This window comes from Donghicola eburneus (genome assembly GCF_900115865.1).
Lineage (GTDB): Bacteria > Pseudomonadota > Alphaproteobacteria > Rhodobacterales > Rhodobacteraceae > Donghicola > Donghicola eburneus.
The window spans coordinates 333,988-350,705 of record NZ_FOXY01000004.1 but is presented as its reverse complement, the minus strand read 5'-3'; the positions used below and the strand labels follow the sequence as shown (position 1 = coordinate 350,705).

Annotated in this window: 17 protein-coding genes; 4 read left to right on the top strand and 13 right to left on the bottom strand. The window is 60.2% G+C overall.

Features of this window, described 5'->3' with window-relative positions; translation table 11 throughout:
• Positions 1–8: 8 nt before the first annotated feature.
• Positions 9–335 (bottom strand): heat shock protein HspQ, encoded by a 327-nt coding sequence (gene hspQ, locus BM225_RS09310; RefSeq protein ID WP_072709262.1) that lies wholly within the window; start codon positions 333–335, stop codon positions 9–11.
• A 202-nt stretch (positions 336–537) separates the two neighbouring features.
• Here hspQ and BM225_RS09305 point away from each other — a divergent pair, with 202 nt between their 5' ends.
• Positions 538–1,122 (top strand): transglycosylase SLT domain-containing protein, encoded by a 585-nt coding sequence (locus BM225_RS09305; protein ID WP_072709260.1) that lies wholly within the window; start codon positions 538–540, stop codon positions 1,120–1,122.
• A gap of 24 nt (positions 1,123–1,146) precedes the next feature.
• On the opposite strand, the gene BM225_RS09300 is transcribed toward BM225_RS09305, so the two are convergent.
• The 4 genes from BM225_RS09300 to BM225_RS09285 form a co-directional block, all read right to left on the bottom strand.
• On the bottom strand, positions 1,147–1,752 hold the full coding sequence (locus BM225_RS09300) for a LolA family protein (protein ID WP_072709258.1): 606 nt from the start codon (positions 1,750–1,752) through the stop codon (positions 1,147–1,149).
• Positions 1,753–1,831: 79 nt separating this feature from the next.
• Positions 1,832–4,825, bottom strand: coding sequence for a DNA translocase FtsK (locus tag BM225_RS09295; protein ID WP_092464198.1), 2,994 nt, complete (start codon positions 4,823–4,825; stop codon positions 1,832–1,834).
• Between the two features lie 12 nt (positions 4,826–4,837).
• Positions 4,838–6,034 carry an aminotransferase class I/II-fold pyridoxal phosphate-dependent enzyme gene (locus BM225_RS09290; protein ID WP_072709254.1) on the bottom strand — a complete coding sequence of 399 codons (1,197 nt, stop codon included), beginning with the start codon at positions 6,032–6,034 and terminating at the stop codon, positions 4,838–4,840.
• A 117-nt stretch (positions 6,035–6,151) separates the two neighbouring features.
• Positions 6,152–7,483 (bottom strand): amidase, encoded by a 1,332-nt coding sequence (locus tag BM225_RS09285; RefSeq protein WP_072709252.1) that lies wholly within the window; start codon positions 7,481–7,483, stop codon positions 6,152–6,154.
• An 86-nt stretch (positions 7,484–7,569) separates the two neighbouring features.
• Here BM225_RS09285 and BM225_RS09280 point away from each other — a divergent pair, with 86 nt between their 5' ends.
• Positions 7,570–8,796 (top strand): FAD-dependent monooxygenase, encoded by a 1,227-nt coding sequence (locus BM225_RS09280; protein ID WP_072709250.1) that lies wholly within the window; start codon positions 7,570–7,572, stop codon positions 8,794–8,796.
• A 6-nt stretch (positions 8,797–8,802) separates the two neighbouring features.
• On the opposite strand, the gene BM225_RS09275 is transcribed toward BM225_RS09280, so the two are convergent.
• The 5 genes from BM225_RS09275 to BM225_RS09255 all read right to left on the bottom strand — a co-directional run bounded on the left by BM225_RS09275 (position 8,803) and on the right by BM225_RS09255 (position 12,305).
• The gene (locus BM225_RS09275) at positions 8,803–8,982 is read right to left on the bottom strand and encodes a Trm112 family protein (RefSeq protein ID WP_072709248.1); all 180 of its coding nucleotides are present in this window, start codon (positions 8,980–8,982) and stop codon (positions 8,803–8,805) included.
• Positions 8,979–9,626 (bottom strand): LON peptidase substrate-binding domain-containing protein, encoded by a 648-nt coding sequence (locus BM225_RS09270; protein WP_072709448.1) that lies wholly within the window; start codon positions 9,624–9,626, stop codon positions 8,979–8,981. The genes BM225_RS09275 and BM225_RS09270 overlap by 4 nt, the downstream gene beginning before the upstream one ends.
• A 26-nt stretch (positions 9,627–9,652) precedes the next feature.
• Entirely contained in the window at positions 9,653–10,570 is a 918-nt protein-coding gene (trxA, locus tag BM225_RS09265; RefSeq protein WP_072709246.1) for a thioredoxin, read from the bottom strand.
• 55 nt (positions 10,571–10,625) lie between these two features.
• Positions 10,626–11,414 (bottom strand): exodeoxyribonuclease III, encoded by a 789-nt coding sequence (locus BM225_RS09260; RefSeq protein ID WP_072709446.1) that lies wholly within the window; start codon positions 11,412–11,414, stop codon positions 10,626–10,628.
• Positions 11,415–11,618: 204 nt separating this feature from the next.
• Positions 11,619–12,305 carry a response regulator transcription factor gene (locus BM225_RS09255; protein ID WP_072709244.1) on the bottom strand — a complete coding sequence of 229 codons (687 nt, stop codon included), beginning with the start codon at positions 12,303–12,305 and terminating at the stop codon, positions 11,619–11,621.
• A gap of 165 nt (positions 12,306–12,470) precedes the next feature.
• Here BM225_RS09255 and ribA point away from each other — a divergent pair, with 165 nt between their 5' ends.
• Together ribA and BM225_RS09245 are read left to right on the top strand one after the other, a co-directional pair.
• Positions 12,471–13,559: a GTP cyclohydrolase II gene (gene ribA / locus BM225_RS09250; protein ID WP_072709242.1), complete on the top strand. Its 1,089-nt coding sequence runs from the start codon at positions 12,471–12,473 to the stop codon at positions 13,557–13,559.
• Complete coding sequence (locus BM225_RS09245; protein ID WP_072709240.1) at positions 13,556–14,056, top strand: L,D-transpeptidase family protein; 501 nt, start codon at positions 13,556–13,558, stop codon at positions 14,054–14,056. Before ribA ends, BM225_RS09245 begins: the two co-directional genes overlap by 4 nt.
• On the opposite strand, the gene BM225_RS09240 is transcribed toward BM225_RS09245, so the two are convergent.
• The 3 genes from BM225_RS09240 to BM225_RS09230 are packed head-to-tail and all read right to left on the bottom strand — an operon-like array spanning position 14,057 to position 16,634.
• Positions 14,057–14,452 carry a hypothetical protein gene (locus BM225_RS09240; protein ID WP_083595768.1) on the bottom strand — a complete coding sequence of 132 codons (396 nt, stop codon included), beginning with the start codon at positions 14,450–14,452 and terminating at the stop codon, positions 14,057–14,059. It abuts the gene before it with no gap.
• A 60-nt stretch (positions 14,453–14,512) separates the two neighbouring features.
• The gene (locus BM225_RS09235; protein WP_072709236.1) at positions 14,513–15,166 is read right to left on the bottom strand and encodes a YggS family pyridoxal phosphate-dependent enzyme; all 654 of its coding nucleotides are present in this window, start codon (positions 15,164–15,166) and stop codon (positions 14,513–14,515) included.
• Entirely contained in the window at positions 15,147–16,634 is a 1,488-nt protein-coding gene (locus tag BM225_RS09230) for a tetratricopeptide repeat-containing sulfotransferase family protein (protein WP_092464196.1), read from the bottom strand. The genes BM225_RS09235 and BM225_RS09230 overlap by 20 nt, the downstream gene beginning before the upstream one ends.
• Positions 16,635–16,718: the final 84 nt, after the last annotated feature.

The window sequence follows — 16,718 nt, the reverse complement described above, 5'->3', positions numbered from 1 at the left end:
CGGGGCTTTTAATTCAGTTGCACTTCGAGCGGGTAGAAGCCGTCGGAATACGGACCGAACATCTCTGCGATATCGGGATGGTCCACAGGCTCGCCCGAGGTGTCCATCATGAGGTTCTGTTCGGACACATAGGCCACGTAATAGGTGGTCTCGTTCTCGGCAAAGAGATGGTAGTAAGGCTGATCGCGCTCGGGGCGACTGTCCTCTGGGATCGCCTCGTACCACTCTTCGGTGTTCGAGAATTCGGGGTCCACGTCAAAGATAACACCGCGAAAAGGATGCTTGCGGTGACGGACAACCTGTCCCAGATGATATTTGGCGAGAAACGTTTCCATACCTGCGGCCTAACTGTCTCTTTCACAGCCCGCAAGGGGCCAAGGGTGATTCCGGCACTCTATCCGGATTTTTCACCAGCCCGCACTAGATGGCTATGTTGGCCTATCTTTCAATGGGGCAAACACGATTTCTTACATAGTGTGATTTGCTGTGAGACCGCATATTCCTTATAGTGAACGCAAAGAAAAGCGAGAGAGGCAGATGAGCAGACCCTTCCGCGCCCTGATGTTACTTCTGCTGTTGGCCTCGTGCGGCAGCTCCGATTATCGCGCTCCGCGCGATTTGGAAAACGCCTGTGCGATCGTCAAAGAACGGCCCCATTATCTGCGGGCCATGCAGCGTACAGAGCGGAAGTATGGCGCCCCCGTTCCCGTCCTGATGGCCATGATCCATCAAGAGAGCAAATTTATCGGCAACGCCAAAACGCCGCGCAGTTACGCGCTAGGTGTGATCCCGATGGGCCGCATCAGTTCGGCTTACGGCTACTCGCAAGCGCTGGATGGCACTTGGGAAGAGTACCAAAAAGAAACTCGTAATCGCCGCGCGCGCCGTGATGACATCGACGACGCGACCGATTTTATGGGTTGGTACATGACCAAGACGGTCCAGAAAAACGGCATCCCGATGTACGACGCCCGCAACCAATATCTAGCCTACCACGAGGGACACGCAGGCTTCCGCCGCGGATCCTATCGCAGCAAAGGCTGGCTTGTGAACGTTGCGAACCGCGTTGCATCGCGCGCCCAAACTTACCAAGCACAACTTATTGCCTGCCGCCGCTACTAAGCAGCGGTGGCCACAGCCTGCGCTTTATTGACGGCGCAGGCGTTCGTGCTCGATATTAAAGAGCGCGTTGCTCAGGCTCATGCCTGTCTTCGTATCCCCAAGGATCATCGTCGTCTGATTGCCGCTGTCGTCCGTGATCACCCACTGGCGCAGCTCAACAGGGTTATCGGTAAACACGAGCTGAATGTTTCCATATTCGGGATGCTCGGGATCTTGGGCCGTAACAACAGTGGTGTTGTCCACTTGGCGGTGCCCAGTGACCATCCGTGCCTGACCCAAATTCACATTCTTGGCCAGAATGATGCTCAGCGGCGTCCGTCGCAGGGGATAAATGTTCGCGTTATCCGGTGACACAGGGTCAAACACAGCGACTTGGCTCCCCCCAGCCATAACAAGCGCATTGTTCGGCGGATTGTATTCGAACCGCGCACGACCGGGACGCCGGATATAAATCGTTCCCGTATCGATGCTGCCATCGGCATTCACTTGGGTGAAGTCGCCCTGCACGGTCTGAAGGTCATTCAGGTAGGCCGACAAACGGTTCAAAGAGATCGGGGCCGCGAATGCTGGCGCAGCGATACTCAGGAGGGCGCCGACCAGCGGCGCGATGACAAAGGCACGTCTTTTCATAAGGCAATAAATAAGGGCTGTATGTGTTTCATACAGCCCCCAACGTTTTCACAAGGCAGTAAGTTGCCTGTCACAATCGCTATTCTTGCTCTGGCACCAGAATTTCGCGCTTACCCACATGGTTGGCGGGACTGACGAGCTGGTTTTCTTCCATCTGTTCGACCAGACGCGCCGCTTTGTTGTAGCCGATGCCCAGTTTCCGCTGGATGTAACTGGTCGAGCATTTGCGATCCTTGATCACGATCTGCACCGCTTGGTCGTACAGGGCATCCTCGCCACCTGTGTTCCCGCCGGTGTTCAGACCCAAAACCGCATCGAGTTCTGATTCTTTCTCGGCATCGGGGCCGGACTGCACGCCGCTGACGTATTCGGGCGGGCCATAGGCCTTTAGGTGATTGACGATCTCTTCGACTTCCTCGTCGCTGACAAAGGGGCCGTGGCAACGCTGGATACGGCCGCCACCGGCCATATAAAGCATGTCACCCATCCCCAGCAGCTGCTCGGCGCCCTGTTCCCCCAGAATGGTGCGGCTGTCGATTTTCGACGTCACCTGGAAGGAAATACGGGTCGGGAAGTTCGCCTTGATCGTACCGGTGATCACGTCCACCGAGGGACGCTGGGTCGCCATGATCAGGTGGATACCCGACGCACGGGCCATCTGCGCCAGACGCTGGATACAGGCTTCGATCTCTTTGCCCGCGACCATCATCAGGTCGGCCATTTCGTCGACGATAACCACGATATAGGGCATCGCCTCGGGTGCAAATTCCTCGGTCTCGAACACGGGATCGCCGGTTTCATCGTCAAAGCCGGTCTGAACGGTGCGGCTGAACATCTCGCCCTTGGACAGGGCATCCTTTACGCGGCCGTTGTAGCCGTCGATGTTCCGCACGCCCATCTTGGACATCTTGCGGTAGCGCTCTTCCATCTCGGCCACGACCCATTTCAGGGCCACGACGGCCTTTTTCGGGTCGGTCACAACGGGCGACAGCAGGTGCGGGATGCCGTCATAGACCGACAGTTCCAGCATCTTGGGGTCGATCATGATCAGACGGCATTCGTCCGGCGTCAGGCGATATAGCAGCGACAGGATCATAGTGTTGATCGCTACCGACTTACCCGAACCTGTCGTACCCGCGATCAAGAGGTGAGGCATCTTGGCCAGGTTCGCGACAACCGGATCACCGCCGATATCCTTGCCCAAAGCCAGAGGCAGCTTCAGCTTGTGATCGTCGAACGAACGGCTCGACAGGATCTCGCGGAAGACAACCATTTCGCGCTTTTCGTTTGGCAGTTCGATACCGATCACGCTGCGGCCGGGCACGGTAGACACACGCGCCGACAGAGCGGACATCGAACGGGCGATGTCGTCTGCGAGGCCAATCACGCGGCTGGCTTTCAAGCCAGGCGCAGGCTCCAATTCATACATGGTGACAACAGGGCCAGGGCGAACAGAAACAATTTCACCTTTGATACCGTAGTCATCGAGCACATTTTCCAGCATCCGCGCATTCTCTTCGAGCGCGTCGTTGGACAGGGTGTAACGCTCAACGCTGTCGGGCCGAGTTAGCAGCTCCAGCGGCGGCAGCTCGTACTCGTCCTCGGGCGAGTGGTAGATCGGCACGGCACTGCGCGGCTCATAAGAGCTCTTGGCCGGAACCACGGTCTGCGGGCGGGGCGCTGGCGCCTCGGAGGCAGACTTGTCGTAGGACTGGTAGGCCACGGGTTCAGGCTGCGTAGCTTCGGGCTCAGGCTCAGCGGCGTAGGTTTGGACCTCGTCTACCTCGGGTTCGGGCGGCAGAGGCAGTTCGATGCGTTCGGAACCATCCTGCAAAGAAATCTGGATACCGGCCAAATTCTCCATCCCCATTGCAGGGGGAACCTCTGCGGCGGGCATGTCGGGCGCAACATCGACCTGAGTGGCCGCAACCTCTGCCACGCTCGGGGCCATTACGGGCGGCTCTTCGCGGCTTGCGGTCAAAGGCGGCTCGCCGCGGCGGCGGTTCGGCTGGCTGGTGTCTAGAATCAGAGCGTCGGGACGACGGCCACGCCCTTTGGTCAGCGGGGCCTCTTCGGCAGCGGGACGGCGCGTGCGGGTCCGAACGACGTCTGTGATGCGCGCGCGGATTCGGTCCTCGGCAGGAGCTTCGACCTCGTGGTCCGGTCCTTCATTCTCGACCAATTCCGGTTCGGGCATCACGGCGGGGGCTTTATTCCGGCGCAAGAGGTTCGGCATCAGGCCGCGCAGGCCGCCTTGCTCTTCGGGGGCGTCGTCCTCGACCAAGAATTCGGGATCTTCTTCGTAGGCATCCTGACGGATCACGCGGGCGGTGCGCGACGGTGCATAATCCTCTTCGATCATGTCGTAGTCGTCTTCGGTGTTCCGACGTGCACTCATGGCGCGGGCCCCAGCGAGCGCACCACCAGCGCCACGGCCCATCAGGCGCATCAGCCCGTCATAGGCATGGATCAAGCCATGCAGCAGGAAGCGTCCGGCGCGGCGCAATTCGTCCTTGGTAAAGCCCAGAACCAGCGCAGCCAGAGCCAGCACAACAGGCCCCAGCAACAGCGAAATCAGCTTCAGCGAAATGCCGGTCGCCAAAGGCAGGATGGCCAGCGCCATCCCCATCAGCATATCGCCCAAATGGCCACCCAGACCGCTGTCCTGCGTCCACGCCTCGCCCGGCGTTAGGGACGACGCGTACATGGCGCAGATCACGACCCACACGGGTGCCATCATCAGGCGGGACACTGCACGATCAGACCCGCGATGCAGCACAAAACGCAGACCCCAGCCGATCAGCAGCGCGACAAACGCTAGCGCGCCCCAGCCGATGATCATGAACACGGGTGCCGCGATCGAGGCACCGGTCCGCCCCAGCATATTCTGCACAGGCGCGTCAGTTGCGGACAGGAAAGACGGGTCGGACGGTGTGTAGGTCAAGCTCATTGCCGCGCCAGCAAGTCCCAGCACGGTCAGCGCCAGGCCGAACAGCTCTTTGCCACGGCGTTCGATCAGTTCCTGCGTGTTGCTATCCAACAGAGGGTCGCGTTGTCTTGTCTGATAGGCCATCGGTCCTCCCTCTTATTGCTCGTAGAGACACGCTTTGATCGCGGTCAGGCCGCGGCGCACCTCTTCTGCCGAGGCGACAAGCGCCACGCGGATGTATTCATCGCCCGGGCTCACGCCGTTGGCGTCGGGCTTGCTCAGGTAGCGACCGGGCAGCACACGCACACCGGTTTCGGTCCAGAGCTTAACGGCAGCGTCTTCGCCATTGGGCACCCGCAGCCACAAGAAGAACCCCGCCTCGGGCGACATGTAGCCTGGCGTGTTCCCCAGAATTTCGTCGGCGATCTCGAACTTCTCGCGGTACAGGCGGCGGTTCTCGATCACGTGGTCCTCGTCGGCCCAGACCTTTTCGGACACACGCTGGATCGGCAGAGGCAGCGGCGCACCGGAATAGTTCCGCAACTGCTTCATGTGCTTCAGGCTCTCGGGGCCACCCACGGCAAAGCCAGAGCGCAAACCGGGCAGGTTCGAGCGCTTGGACAGCGAGTGGAAAATGATGACCCGCTCGGGGTCCGCACCCATCTTGGTTGCGATTTCCAGCGCACCAGGGGGCGGAGTATCGCGGTAAATCTCGGAATAGCACTCATCGGCCAGAATACGGATGTCATGCTTTTCGGCCAAAGCGATCAGATCCCGCCAGTATGATTCCGAGGCCACGGCCCCTTGGGGATTCGCGGGCGAACAGATGTAAAGCATGGCCGCACGGTCCAGAATATCGGACGGCAGGCCTGCGAAATCAGGCAGGTGACCCGTCTCGGCTGTGGCGGGCACGAACACCGGCTCGGCTCCCGCACTGATCGAGGAGATCATGTAGACCTGATAGAACGGATTGGGCATCAGGACCGTCGGGCGCTGACCGTTTTTCTGCTCTGGGCAAAGGGCCATTCCGACGTTGTACAGACCTTCGCGCGTCCCGTTCAGAGGCAAAATCTGGGATGCTGCGTCGATTTCGACACCATATCTGCGATGAACCCATGCCGCGATGGCCTCTCGCAACTCGGGCGTTCCGTCGTTCGGGGGATAGCTGTTGAACCCATCCACATTGGCCGCCAACACATCCTTTACCCAGTCGGGGAAAGCGTGCTTGGGCTCACCAATCGTCATGTGGATTACGTCGCCTCCGGGCTGGAGATGATCCAGCAGCGCCCGCAGACGCGGGAATGCATACGGGGGCAGCGACGCAAACCGCTCGGGGAACGGGTCGTTTGTCATGGGTCCTGCTATTTGCCTCTTATCAGGGCGCGATGGCCCTTGTTTTTTGGCAAGAATAGCTAACCCTCGCCTTCACGTCCAGTTCAGCGAGGGTCCCATTGGTATGGGTGTGTCTTTTCAGGCGCGAAGCGCAGCTTCGGCGGCGACCCCGATGTGCAGCAGGCGCTCTTCGCTGCCCGCCAGACCCATCAGGCTGATCCCTGTCGAAGGCACGCCAGTCGGCAGCGTCAGTGCCGCACCACCGGTCAAATTCCCGATCCGCGTGTTTCGCAAGGCCAGCAAATTTTCCTGCGCAAAGTACCCGTGATCCGCCATCAGATCGTCGATCTTTGGCGGCATAGAGGGTGCGGTGGGCAGCAGAACTGCATCGAAGCCCGCGACCTTGGCGGCATAGCTCTGGCGCAGGTTGTCCAGTGACAGCCACGCTTTGACATAGTCCATCGCGCTATGGTCACGTCCTGCACGGAAACGTTCGAGCACGGGCGGGAACATCTTTTCCGGCGCACTCTCGATCAGATCGCCGCAAGTGCCATAGGTTTCCGGCGTGTACAGGACGCCCGCCATGCCCATGATCTCTGCTACTTCGGGGATTTCGAGCTCGACCAGCGTTGCACCAGCCGACTCGAGTTTGCGGAGCGCAGCCGAGAACCCTTCGGCAGGTGTGTCGCGCAAATCGTCTTGCGCCACGGTTTTCAACACGGCAAAGCGGCGCCCGGACAGGCTGCTGCCCCCAAGGTCGACCGCCTTGGCACCTGTCAGCATGGCGAACATCAGCGTCGCATCTTCAACCGAGCGGGTAAGCGGGCCAACCGTGTCAAATTTCGCGGCCAGTTTCACCACGCCATCCAGAGAAATCCGCCCCGAGGTCGTCTTAAGCCCCACCAGATCGCTCCAGCACGCGGGCACACGCACCGATCCGCCGGTGTCCGACCCAACAGCCGCCGCCGCCAAGCCCCATGCAACCGATGCCGCCGCCCCAGAGGACGACCCTCCAGAGACCGCTTCAGGGTCGTTCACGTTCGGCGGACTCTCGGTCACGGGGTTCAACCCGAGGCCCGAGAAGGCCAGTTCAGTCATGTGGGTTTTGCCCAGACAGACGCCCCCTTGCAGGGTGGCTTCGGTCAGAACCGCGGCGTCTGCATCAGGCACGCGGCGCTCAAGCAGCGCCGAGCCTGCCTCGGTTGCGACGCCCGCGCTGTCGAACAAGTCTTTCCAACTAATCGCCACACCGTCCAGAATGCCCCGACGCACCCCGTTTTTGGCGCGAAACGCCGCTGCTTCGGCCTCTGCCATCGCGCGTTCCGGCGTCAGTCGGGCATAGATGCGCATGCCGTGCGGATGATTGGCAGCCGCATCCAGATAGGCTTCGGTCAGTGCGACAGGGTCCAAGGCCCCCTGCCCGATCGCACGTCCTTGATCTGCCGCGCTTTTCGTCAACCAATCCTGCATTGCTGCCTCCGTCTAAATGCCGCAGATCGACCCTATCCCTGCCGTATCCCGTGGACAATCCCGACCGGCAGCGCATATTGCAAGGCATGACCCAGACGAGTGACATCCTGATCGTCGGCGGTGGGCTGGCTGGCCCATCCTTGGCGCTTGCACTGGCCCTACAGGGCCTGACTGTAACCATCATCGACGCCCTGCCTGCCACCACGCGGGCAGAGAGCGGCTTTGACGGGCGCTCTTATGCGCTGTCGCTGGCCAGCCAGCGGCTGCTTGGCGCGCTTGGCCTCTGGCGTGATCTGGCGGACACCGCGCAGCCCATGCTCGAGATCAAGGTAACGGACGGCCGCGCAGGCGAAGGCCCCTCGCCGTTCTGGATGCATTTCGACCACGCCGAGATCGAAGAAGGCCCAATGGGCTACATGGTCGAGGATCGTCACCTGCGCCCCGTTCTTTTGGCCGCAATGGATGCAGAGCCGAATATCACCCAGATTTCAGGCCAGACCGCAGTCGACCAGACCGTCGATGCCACTGGCGTCACTGTCACGCTCGACAATGGCGACACCCTGCGCACTCGCCTGCTGATCGGCGCCGATGGTCGCCGTAGTGGCGTGCAGGCACGCGCGGGCATCAAACGCAGCGGGTGGGACTACAATCAGACCGCTCTGGTCTGCGCGATTGAGCACGAGAAGCCCCACTTTGGCACTGCCCACCAGTTCTTCATGCCGCCCGGTCCGCTGGCAATCCTGCCCCTGCGCGGCAATGTCAGCTCTATCGTTTGGAGCGAGCGCACCGATCAGGCCGCCGCGATCAACGCGCTGGACGACGCCAGCTATATTAAGGTGCTGCGCCCCCGCTTTGGCGACTTCCTTGGCGACATCAAACTGGCGGGCAAACGGTTCACCTACCCGCTGAACATCACAATCGCGAACAGCTTTGTCGCAGACCGCGTGGCGCTGATCGGGGATGCCGCGCACGGGGTTCACCCCATCGCCGGTCAAGGCCTGAATGCGGGTCTCAAAGACGTCGGGGCACTGGCCGAAGTCCTGATCGACGCACAGCGCCGCGGCGAAGATATCGCCAGCCCGCTGGTTCTGGAGCGTTATCAGGAATGGCGCCGGTTCGACGCGACCTCAATGGCGCTGGCCATGGACGCGTTCAACAAGCTGTTCTCGAACGACAACCCGCTCCTGCGGATGGGTCGTGATTTGGGGATGGGTGTGATCAACGCGATGCCGCGTTTGCGCCGGACCTTTATCCGCGAGGCGGCAGGTCTGACGGGGGATGTGCCCCGCCTGCTGAAGGGCGAGGCGCTGTAGGCTGGATCAATCCAGCTTGCGGGCCTCATCGGGCAGCATAATCGGGATACCGTCGCGGATCGGGAACGCCAGCTTGGCCGACTTCGAGATCAGCTCCTGCTTCTCCGCATCATAGTCCAGCGTGGTCAGGGTCAGCGGACAAATCAGCGCCTCGAGCATACGGCGATCAAAGGTTGTTTGAGTCATTGCATGAAATCTCCGGCGTCTCGGCCACTGTGCAGGGCATATTCGAGCAGCGTTATGATCGTCTCGCGGCGTGTGGTCAATGACGGGGCCTCGAGCAGCGCTTGCTTGTCCTCTGGCGAGAACGGGCAAAGCATCGACAGCGCGTTGATCAGCATCTCGTCATCCGCATCGCCAAGGCTTTCCCAGTCCGTCGACAGGTCTTGGGACGCAAAATAGCGCGACAGCAGGTCCATAAACGGCCCGCGATTAAAGGCCCCGTCGGTCTCGGGTTTCCCCAGATCGCGCTCGAACCCGCTCCAATCCACTTCGCAACGACGATAGGGCGTGAACCCGCCGATCTCGCGCTTCATGCGGAACCGCGACACGCCGGTCAGGGTGATCATGTAGCGTCCATCCTCGGTTTCCGAGAATTGGGTCAACCGACCGGCACAGCCGATGGTACTTAGGCCCGATGCGCCCCCTGCCGGCCCCTTTTCGGGCTGGATCATGCCAATCAGACGCTGGGGCGTCTTCATGCAGTCTTCGATCATCGCCAGATAGCGCGGCTCGAAGATATGCAAAGGCAGCCTAGCACGCGGCAAGAGCAGCGCACCAGGCAGAGGAAAAATCGCAATTGTTTCGGGCAGATCAGATGATGACAGCATACACATCAACTAGGCCCCGTTAGCGATCAGGCAAATATCATCGAGCTCAATTTACGGCGCCCATTCAACACAACCGGATCATTGGGCTTCAGCGCCTCGAAGATGGTGAACAATTGAGCTTTGGCAGCACCGTCATTCCATTCGCGATCCTTGCGGAACAGCTCTAGCAGTTCGTTCACCGCACCTTCGGCATCGCCGTTTGCATAGAGCGCTTGCGCCAGATCGAAACGGGCTTGCAGATCGTCGGGGTTTGCCTCGACTGCGGCACGCAGTTCGGCCACCGGACCCGCGTCTGCTGCCTGCTTGGCAAGCTCAAGCTGCGCGTGGGCTGCTTCCAGCTCGGGGGCTTTCGAAATCTCGGCGGGGGCGCCGTTCAGGATCGCCTCGGCTTGGTCCAGATCACCGGTTGCGATGTGCGCGCGGACAAGACCGCCATATGCCTTGGCGTGGTTCGGGTCCTCTTCGAGGATTGCCGCAAAGACCTGAGCCGCGTCCACAGCCTCGCCGTTTTCCATCATCTCTTCGGCCGCTGCGATCGCGTCATCCAGACCGCCGCTGGCATCACCGCCAGCCGCCTGAACCACGCGCTCGACGAACGCCTTGATCTCGGAACCGGGGACGGCACCTTGGAAGCCATCAACCGGCTGACCCTGCCAGAAGGCATAGACGGTCGGGATCGACTGCACGCGCAGCTGGCCCGCGATCATCTGGTTTTCGTCAACGTTGACCTTGGCCATCTTGACCGCGCCTTTGACGGCTTTGACTGCGTCTTCAAGCTGCGGGCCAAGGGTTTTGCACGGGCCGCACCACGGGGCCCAGAAATCCACGATGACAGGGGTGGTCATGCTGGCCTGCACGACCTTGTCCATGAAGTCCGCTTCGCTCACGTCCATGATCAGATCGTCGGCTGCGGGGGCGGGGGTGCCTTGTCCCAGTTCGAACATCGTCAAATTCCCTTAGTGGTCTGTTGCACCCTATATGAGGGCGCAAGAATGAATATCAAAGGTCAAAGCTTGCGAAAACAGGCGCGTGGTCGCTGGGTTGCTCCCATCCGCGTACATCGCGGCGAATTCGGCTGGAATGACCGGCGTTCGCGATGTCCTGCGTGGCCCAGATGTGGTCCAGACGGCGGCCTTTGTCCGCGCCTGACCAGTCTTTAGCGCGATAGGACCACCAGCTGTAAATCTGCCCCTCTGGGATGTCCTGACGAGTGATGTCGACCCAGTTGCCCGCGTCCTGCGCCTGCGCCAGATGCTCGACCTCGATCGGGGTGTGGCTGACGATCTTGAGCAACTGCTTGTGGTTCCAGACGTCATCCTCGCGCGGAGCAATGTTCAGATCGCCAAGCATGATCGATTTCTGCGGCGCGTTCGCGTGCCACCAGTCCCTCATCTCGGTCAGGTAATCCAGCTTCTGGCCAAACTTCTCGTTGATCTCGCGGTCTGGCTTGTCCCCGCCAGCGGGGACGTAGAAGTTGTGCACCGTCACGCCGTTTTCCAGCTGGCCCGCGATGTGGCGCGCATGGCCCAAACCGGCAAAGTCAAAGCTAGCCACTTCGGTGATCGGCTGCTTGGACAGAATTGCGACGCCGTTATAGCCCTTCTGGCCACGGGCAATCATGTGCTCATACCCCAGGGCGCGGAACGCCTCCATCGGGATCAATTCGACGGGGCTCTTGCATTCTTGTAGGCACAGAACGTCTGGGGCGTCTTCGGTCATCAAACGCTCGACCAGACCAGCACGCAGCCGGACCGAGTTGATGTTCCACGTTGCCAAAGAAAAGCCCATGTCGCCCTCGTTCATTCAAAGTCTTCCCCTGCGATATACCTGCCCACCCCCAGCGGTGAAAGGCAGTGCCGGAATAAAAAAGACCCGAGCCGAAGCTCGGGCCAAGTCCAACAGGGAGGTACATGTCATAACCCGGACATGCGCGGGGTAGTTAACTGTAGGTTGCCTGCATATGCCGTGCCAAACATTGATCTGGCGCAAAGCTTAGGCATTTAGTCGATAGCCGCCGGATTCCGTCACAAGCAGACGCGCATTCGAGGGATCGGGTTCGATTTTCTGGCGAAGCCGATAAATATGCGTCTCTAGCGTGTGCGTCGTCACCCCAGCGTTGTATCCCCATACTTCATGCAAGAGGATGTCTCTGGCAACTACCCCATCGGGAGAGCGGTGTAGAAACTTTAGAATGTTCGTCTCTTTTTCGGTGAGACGGATCTTTTTCTCATCAGCAGTGATCAACATTTTCATCGAAGGCTTAAAAGTGTAGGGCCCAACGACGAAAACTGCGTCTTCGCTTTGCTCATGCTGGCGCAGCTGTGCGCGAATCCGTGCCAAGAGGACGGGAAACTTGAATGGCTTGGTCACGTAGTCGTTCGCGCCAGCATCCAAACCCAGAATGGTGTCAGCGTCGCTGTCATGACCGGTCAGCATCAGGACGGGCGCTTTGACCCCTTGCTTGCGCATCCGGCGGCACAGTTCGCGGCCATCGGTATCGGGCAAGCCAACGTCGAGAATCACCAGATCGAACAGACCGTCTTTGACCTTTTCCATGGCTTCGGCGCCGTTGCCCGCCTCGAACACATCGAAATCCTCGGTCATCACCAGCTGTTCGCTCAGCGCTTCGCGAAGGTCCTCGTCATCGTCTACCAGAAGGATCTTACGCAGTTGCGACATTTCAGTTCTCCGTTGTCTCGCTTTCCTGTGAGATGAGCCTCACATGCGCTCACGACAAGGTTTGTGGCACGAACCTCACGCCCTCGTGTCGGGGTGAAGGGTTTTATTTCAATTTCCGGCTCAAAGAGTTACAGAACTCTTCGAATTAAGAGAGGAGCCGTAACAATGGCCTTCGCCCCTGACATCATCGAGGATTTGGCCCGCGCCCGTGGCGACTTGCGGATGGGCGTGCCTATTATGCTGCGTGGCACCGACTCTCTGCTGGTCATGGCCGCAGAGAGCCTGTCAGTCGCGCGTCTGGCCGATCTGCGCAGTCTGGGGAAGCCGCCGGTCGTTGTCCTGACCTCTCATCGCGCCGAAACCCTGAAGGCGACGCCATATGACGGCGATCTGGCACGCATCACTGTACCGGACGAAGCTGACCTCTGGTGGGTGCGCGCCATGGCAGACCCCAAGCACGACATGGACGTGCCCATGAAGGGACCGTTCCAGATCGCTCGTGGCGGGGATGCCAGCCTGCACCGCTTGGCCATCCAGCTTGTGAAAACGGCACACCTGTTGCCCGCCGCGCTGGTGATCCCCCTGGACAACCCCGAGGCATTCGCTGCTGAACACCGCCTGACCTTGATCGACGCAGGGCTCGCCGGACCTGCCATCGCCGCCGAGGCGTCCTTGCACCCCGTCGCCGCCGCGCGCCTGCCCATGGTCGCGTCAGAGGCTGGCCGTCTGCACATCTACCGCCCCGAAGACGGCAACGAAGAGCATTACGCGATCGAGATTGGAAATCCCTCTCGCGACGAACCTGTGTTGGCCCGCCTGCATTCTGCTTGCTTCACCGGTGACGTGTTGGGCAGCCTGAAATGCGACTGCGGCCCGCAGCTCAACGGCGCCCTGAACCAGATGGGCACCGAAGGCGCGGGCGTCCTGCTCTACCTAAACCAAGAGGGGCGCGGCATCGGCCTTGCTAACAAAATGCGCGCCTATGCCCTGCAGGACCAAGGGTTCGATACCGTCGAGGCCAACCACCGTCTGGGTTTCGAAGATGACGAACGCGATTTCCGCATCGGTGCCGCGATCCTACGCCGCTTGGGCTTCAACTCGGTACGCTTGATGACAAACAACCCGCGCAAGATGGCGATGATGGAAAAGATGGGCATCTCGGTTGCCGAACGTGTGCCACTGATCCTCGGGCAGACCCCTCAGAACGCAGCCTACCTCGCGACCAAGGCCAAGAAGTCGGGGCACCTGCTATGAACCGCCACGATCTGGTCGTCACCCCGACCTGCGTCCGCTTTCTGAACCGCCGCTTCCCCCGCACCATCGGGCGCGGCGGGATCACCAGCGCCCAAGACAAACGCGAGGGCGACGGCGCCACCCCGCGCGGCACACACCGCATTGTTGGGATGCTGTACAGGCCCGACCGCATGGCCCGCCCTGCCGACTGGGCCGTGCCCATCCGCCCACGCGACCTGTGGTCCGACGATGTCAAAGATCAGGACTACAACCTGATGGTCCGCGCCCCCTACCCCCACGGTCACGAGGCCTTGCGCCGCGCTGATCCGCTCTATGATTTGGTGCTGATCACCGACTGGAACTGGCCTCGCGCCGAACGCGGCAAAGGCAGCGCGATCTTTATCCACCAGTGGCGCCACCCCGGATATCCGACCGCAGGGTGCGTGGCCTTTGACCCGCAGGACCTGCGCTGGATTGCCAGACGGATCACTTACGAGACAAAACTGATCGTTCTGTAATTATTCGGGGTAGTTCCTGCGCATCCACGCGGTGTAGAGCGGCTTGAGCCCTTTGTAAGCGGTCACGTTCCATTGGTAGGTGTGGATCGCATTTTTGGGGCAGGGCCCCGCGTAGTAGAACAGCCCCTTGGGAATGGTCATATCCCCCGTCGCATTCAGCTTTAGCTTCTTCACCCCGTGATTGCGCCACGGGTCATCCAGATCGACCATCCAGAGCCGCAGATGCGTCGCGCCTTCTGGCACATCCTTGATGATGATTTCAGGGTTGGGCACCGCCATCGGTTTGCCCGTCGTGCATCGCGGCATCCGTCCCCATTCGAATGACATCGACATATCTGCCGCTGCTACAGAAGGGAGCGCCATTAGCGCCGCCAGAACCAATACACGAAACCGCATTTCTCACTCCAAGCTCAGTGCGGACAGTCCAGCATCTGCTCCGCACAAGGGCAAGTCACATTACCCGTAGTCGCGCGCGCCAAAGATCGCACTGCCGACACGAACGTGTGTCGCACCGAAACTGATCGCTTTTTCAAAGTCATCACTCATGCCCATGGACAAACCAGACAACCCGTTCCGCTCTGCGATCTTGCGCAGCAACGCGAAATGCAGGCTTGCCTCTTCGTCAACGGGGGGGATGCACATCAAGCCGCGAATGGGCAAATCCATACCCTGACATTCCTTGATAAACGCATCGGCATCTGCGGGCGCGATGCCCGCTTTCTGAGGCTCTTCGCCCGTGTTGACCTGAATGAACAGCTCGGGGCAGTGCCCCATCTCCTGCGCCAAACGCGCGATAGTCGTCGCGATTTTCGGGCGGTCAACCGTGTGGATCGACTGCGCCAGTTCCATCGCCTGACGGGCCTTGTTGCTTTGCAGCGGGCCGATCAGATGCAGTTCAATCCCGTCGTAGGTTTCACGGAACATCGGCCATTTTCCCGCCGCTTCCTGCACCTTGTTTTCACCGAACACTCGGTGGCCCGCTTTCAGCACTTCTTCGACGCGCTCGTTCGGTTGCACCTTGGACACCGCGATCAGAGTGACGTCTGCCTCGTTGCGGCCGTGGTCGGCACAGGCTTTGGATAGACGTTGTTTAATCTCGGAGAGGGACATTGCTGAGGGCCTCGTAAGTCTCGATAAAGGGTTGCATCTCGTCGGCAAAGCGGCGCCAGCCACCTTTGGCAGACTTGTAAACCGGCACGCGCACCTGTCCAAGGCTCAATGTCCGCACAGCGCCTTCACCCTCTTCTGGATGCAGGCAAGCCTCTTGCCATGGCAGTTTCACACCCTCGATCAGACGCGGGATTTGGGTATCGGGATCCTCGACCAGGTCTTCGTACTGAACCTCGATCATGCGATCGCCCATCTGATCGCGAAAGGCTTCGACACACTTCTGGAACAGCACGACCTGCTTGGCGATATCCTCCAGCTTAAAGGCGTATTTGTGCGTCCCCTCAGCAAAGTGGTTCCGGTAGATCGACAGTGCGACATCGCGCGGATCACGGCGCACCACGACAAAGCGCGCATCCGGCATCGCCATCGCAAGCGCGGGCAGCGTCAGGAAGGTCATGATCGACTTGTCCGTGACGTACTTTGCGTCCCCATCAGCCGTTTCCCCCAGCGCTGCGCGCAGCCTGCGCGCCACCGTCTCCAGCGTCGAGGGCTTCACGTCTTGCAGGTTGCCTGGCTCTTTGGTCGTCCCGCCCAAAGCCGCGCGCGCAAGTTTGCTGCCGATGGCCAACTCCTCGGCGTTCGCAACTTCGGAGTGACGACCAAGAATACGTTCGACCAGAGTGGTGCCAGAGCGCGGCATGCCGCATACGAAAATGGGCGTCGGTCGCGCATCGCTTTCCGCGATCGGCGGCAGCACAACGTCCTTCTGCGCCGCGATCAAACGATCCACCTCTAGCGCTGCACCGTCCATGTTCGGAACGGCGGCGGCTCGTTGCAACCTATTGGCTTCGTTCAGATATTTGAAAACCTTCTCATCCTGACGAAGATCGCCGTACGCCTTGCCCAAGGCATAGGCGATGTGGCACCGCGAGTCATCTTTCAGGTCCTCGCGCTGGTAGATGTCCAGCATCTTGTCGATGATCGGGTCGCCCTCTTTGATCCGGCGGGGCTGCACGTAGCTGCGGTAATTCTCGCCATACAAGGGGTTCGAGTCGATCAAATCCGCGATAAGTTTTTGCGCTGCATCGAACTCACCCAGCTGCATCCGGATCAGCGTCTCCTCCAGCTTGATTGATCGCTTTTTCGGGAAGATTACGCGCAGCTTCTTCAGCGTTTTGAGCGCATCTTCGTGCTGATAGCAGGCCATTTGCGCCGTGCACAGTGCCTTGAGGATGTCAGGGGATTTAGGCTTGAGCCGATCAGCCGTTTTCAGTGCTTTGACAGCGGTCCGAGGCAGATGCAACTCGTTTGCGGCAAGCGCGAGGTGGTAGTAGCCATCGGCAAATCGCGGAGCTGCAGCAATGACCTTCTGCAAGAGTTGGAACGACTGACTAAACTGGCCTGACAAACGCAGGTTGATTGCCTGCTGCGTGGCGGCCTTGATTTGGGCTGGCGAGGGGGAGGCCATCTCAATTCCTTTGAACGAATACCTGCCCGAAATAGTGTCTACCGCGTCCGAGCGAAAGGCTTCGCCCAAAAGAAAAGAGCGGGC

Coding starts and splice junctions, on each gene's coding strand:
- BM225_RS09300 (WP_072709258.1), bottom strand. CDS start 1,752: ATGAAAAGACGTGCCTTTGTCATCGCGCCGCTGGTCGGCGCCCTCCTG.
- BM225_RS09275 (WP_072709248.1), bottom strand. CDS start 8,982: ATGACTCAAACAACCTTTGATCGCCGTATGCTCGAGGCGCTGATTTGT.
- BM225_RS09240 (WP_083595768.1), bottom strand. CDS start 14,452: ATGCGGTTTCGTGTATTGGTTCTGGCGGCGCTAATGGCGCTCCCTTCT.
- trxA (WP_072709246.1), bottom strand. CDS start 10,570: ATGTTCGAACTGGGACAAGGCACCCCCGCCCCCGCAGCCGACGATCTG.
- hspQ (WP_072709262.1), bottom strand. CDS start 335: ATGGAAACGTTTCTCGCCAAATATCATCTGGGACAGGTTGTCCGTCAC.
- BM225_RS09230 (WP_092464196.1), bottom strand. CDS start 16,634: ATGGCCTCCCCCTCGCCAGCCCAAATCAAGGCCGCCACGCAGCAGGCA.
- BM225_RS09270 (WP_072709448.1), bottom strand. CDS start 9,626: ATGCTGTCATCATCTGATCTGCCCGAAACAATTGCGATTTTTCCTCTG.
- BM225_RS09255 (WP_072709244.1), bottom strand. CDS start 12,305: ATGTCGCAACTGCGTAAGATCCTTCTGGTAGACGATGACGAGGACCTT.
- BM225_RS09290 (WP_072709254.1), bottom strand. CDS start 6,034: ATGACAAACGACCCGTTCCCCGAGCGGTTTGCGTCGCTGCCCCCGTAT.
- BM225_RS09280 (WP_072709250.1), top strand. CDS start 7,570: ATGACCCAGACGAGTGACATCCTGATCGTCGGCGGTGGGCTGGCTGGC.
- BM225_RS09285 (WP_072709252.1), bottom strand. CDS start 7,483: ATGCAGGATTGGTTGACGAAAAGCGCGGCAGATCAAGGACGTGCGATC.
- BM225_RS09305 (WP_072709260.1), top strand. CDS start 538: ATGAGCAGACCCTTCCGCGCCCTGATGTTACTTCTGCTGTTGGCCTCG.
- BM225_RS09260 (WP_072709446.1), bottom strand. CDS start 11,414: ATGGGCTTTTCTTTGGCAACGTGGAACATCAACTCGGTCCGGCTGCGT.
- ribA (WP_072709242.1), top strand. CDS start 12,471: ATGGCCTTCGCCCCTGACATCATCGAGGATTTGGCCCGCGCCCGTGGC.
- BM225_RS09235 (WP_072709236.1), bottom strand. CDS start 15,166: ATGTCCCTCTCCGAGATTAAACAACGTCTATCCAAAGCCTGTGCCGAC.
- BM225_RS09295 (WP_092464198.1), bottom strand. CDS start 4,825: ATGGCCTATCAGACAAGACAACGCGACCCTCTGTTGGATAGCAACACG.
- BM225_RS09245 (WP_072709240.1), top strand. CDS start 13,556: ATGAACCGCCACGATCTGGTCGTCACCCCGACCTGCGTCCGCTTTCTG.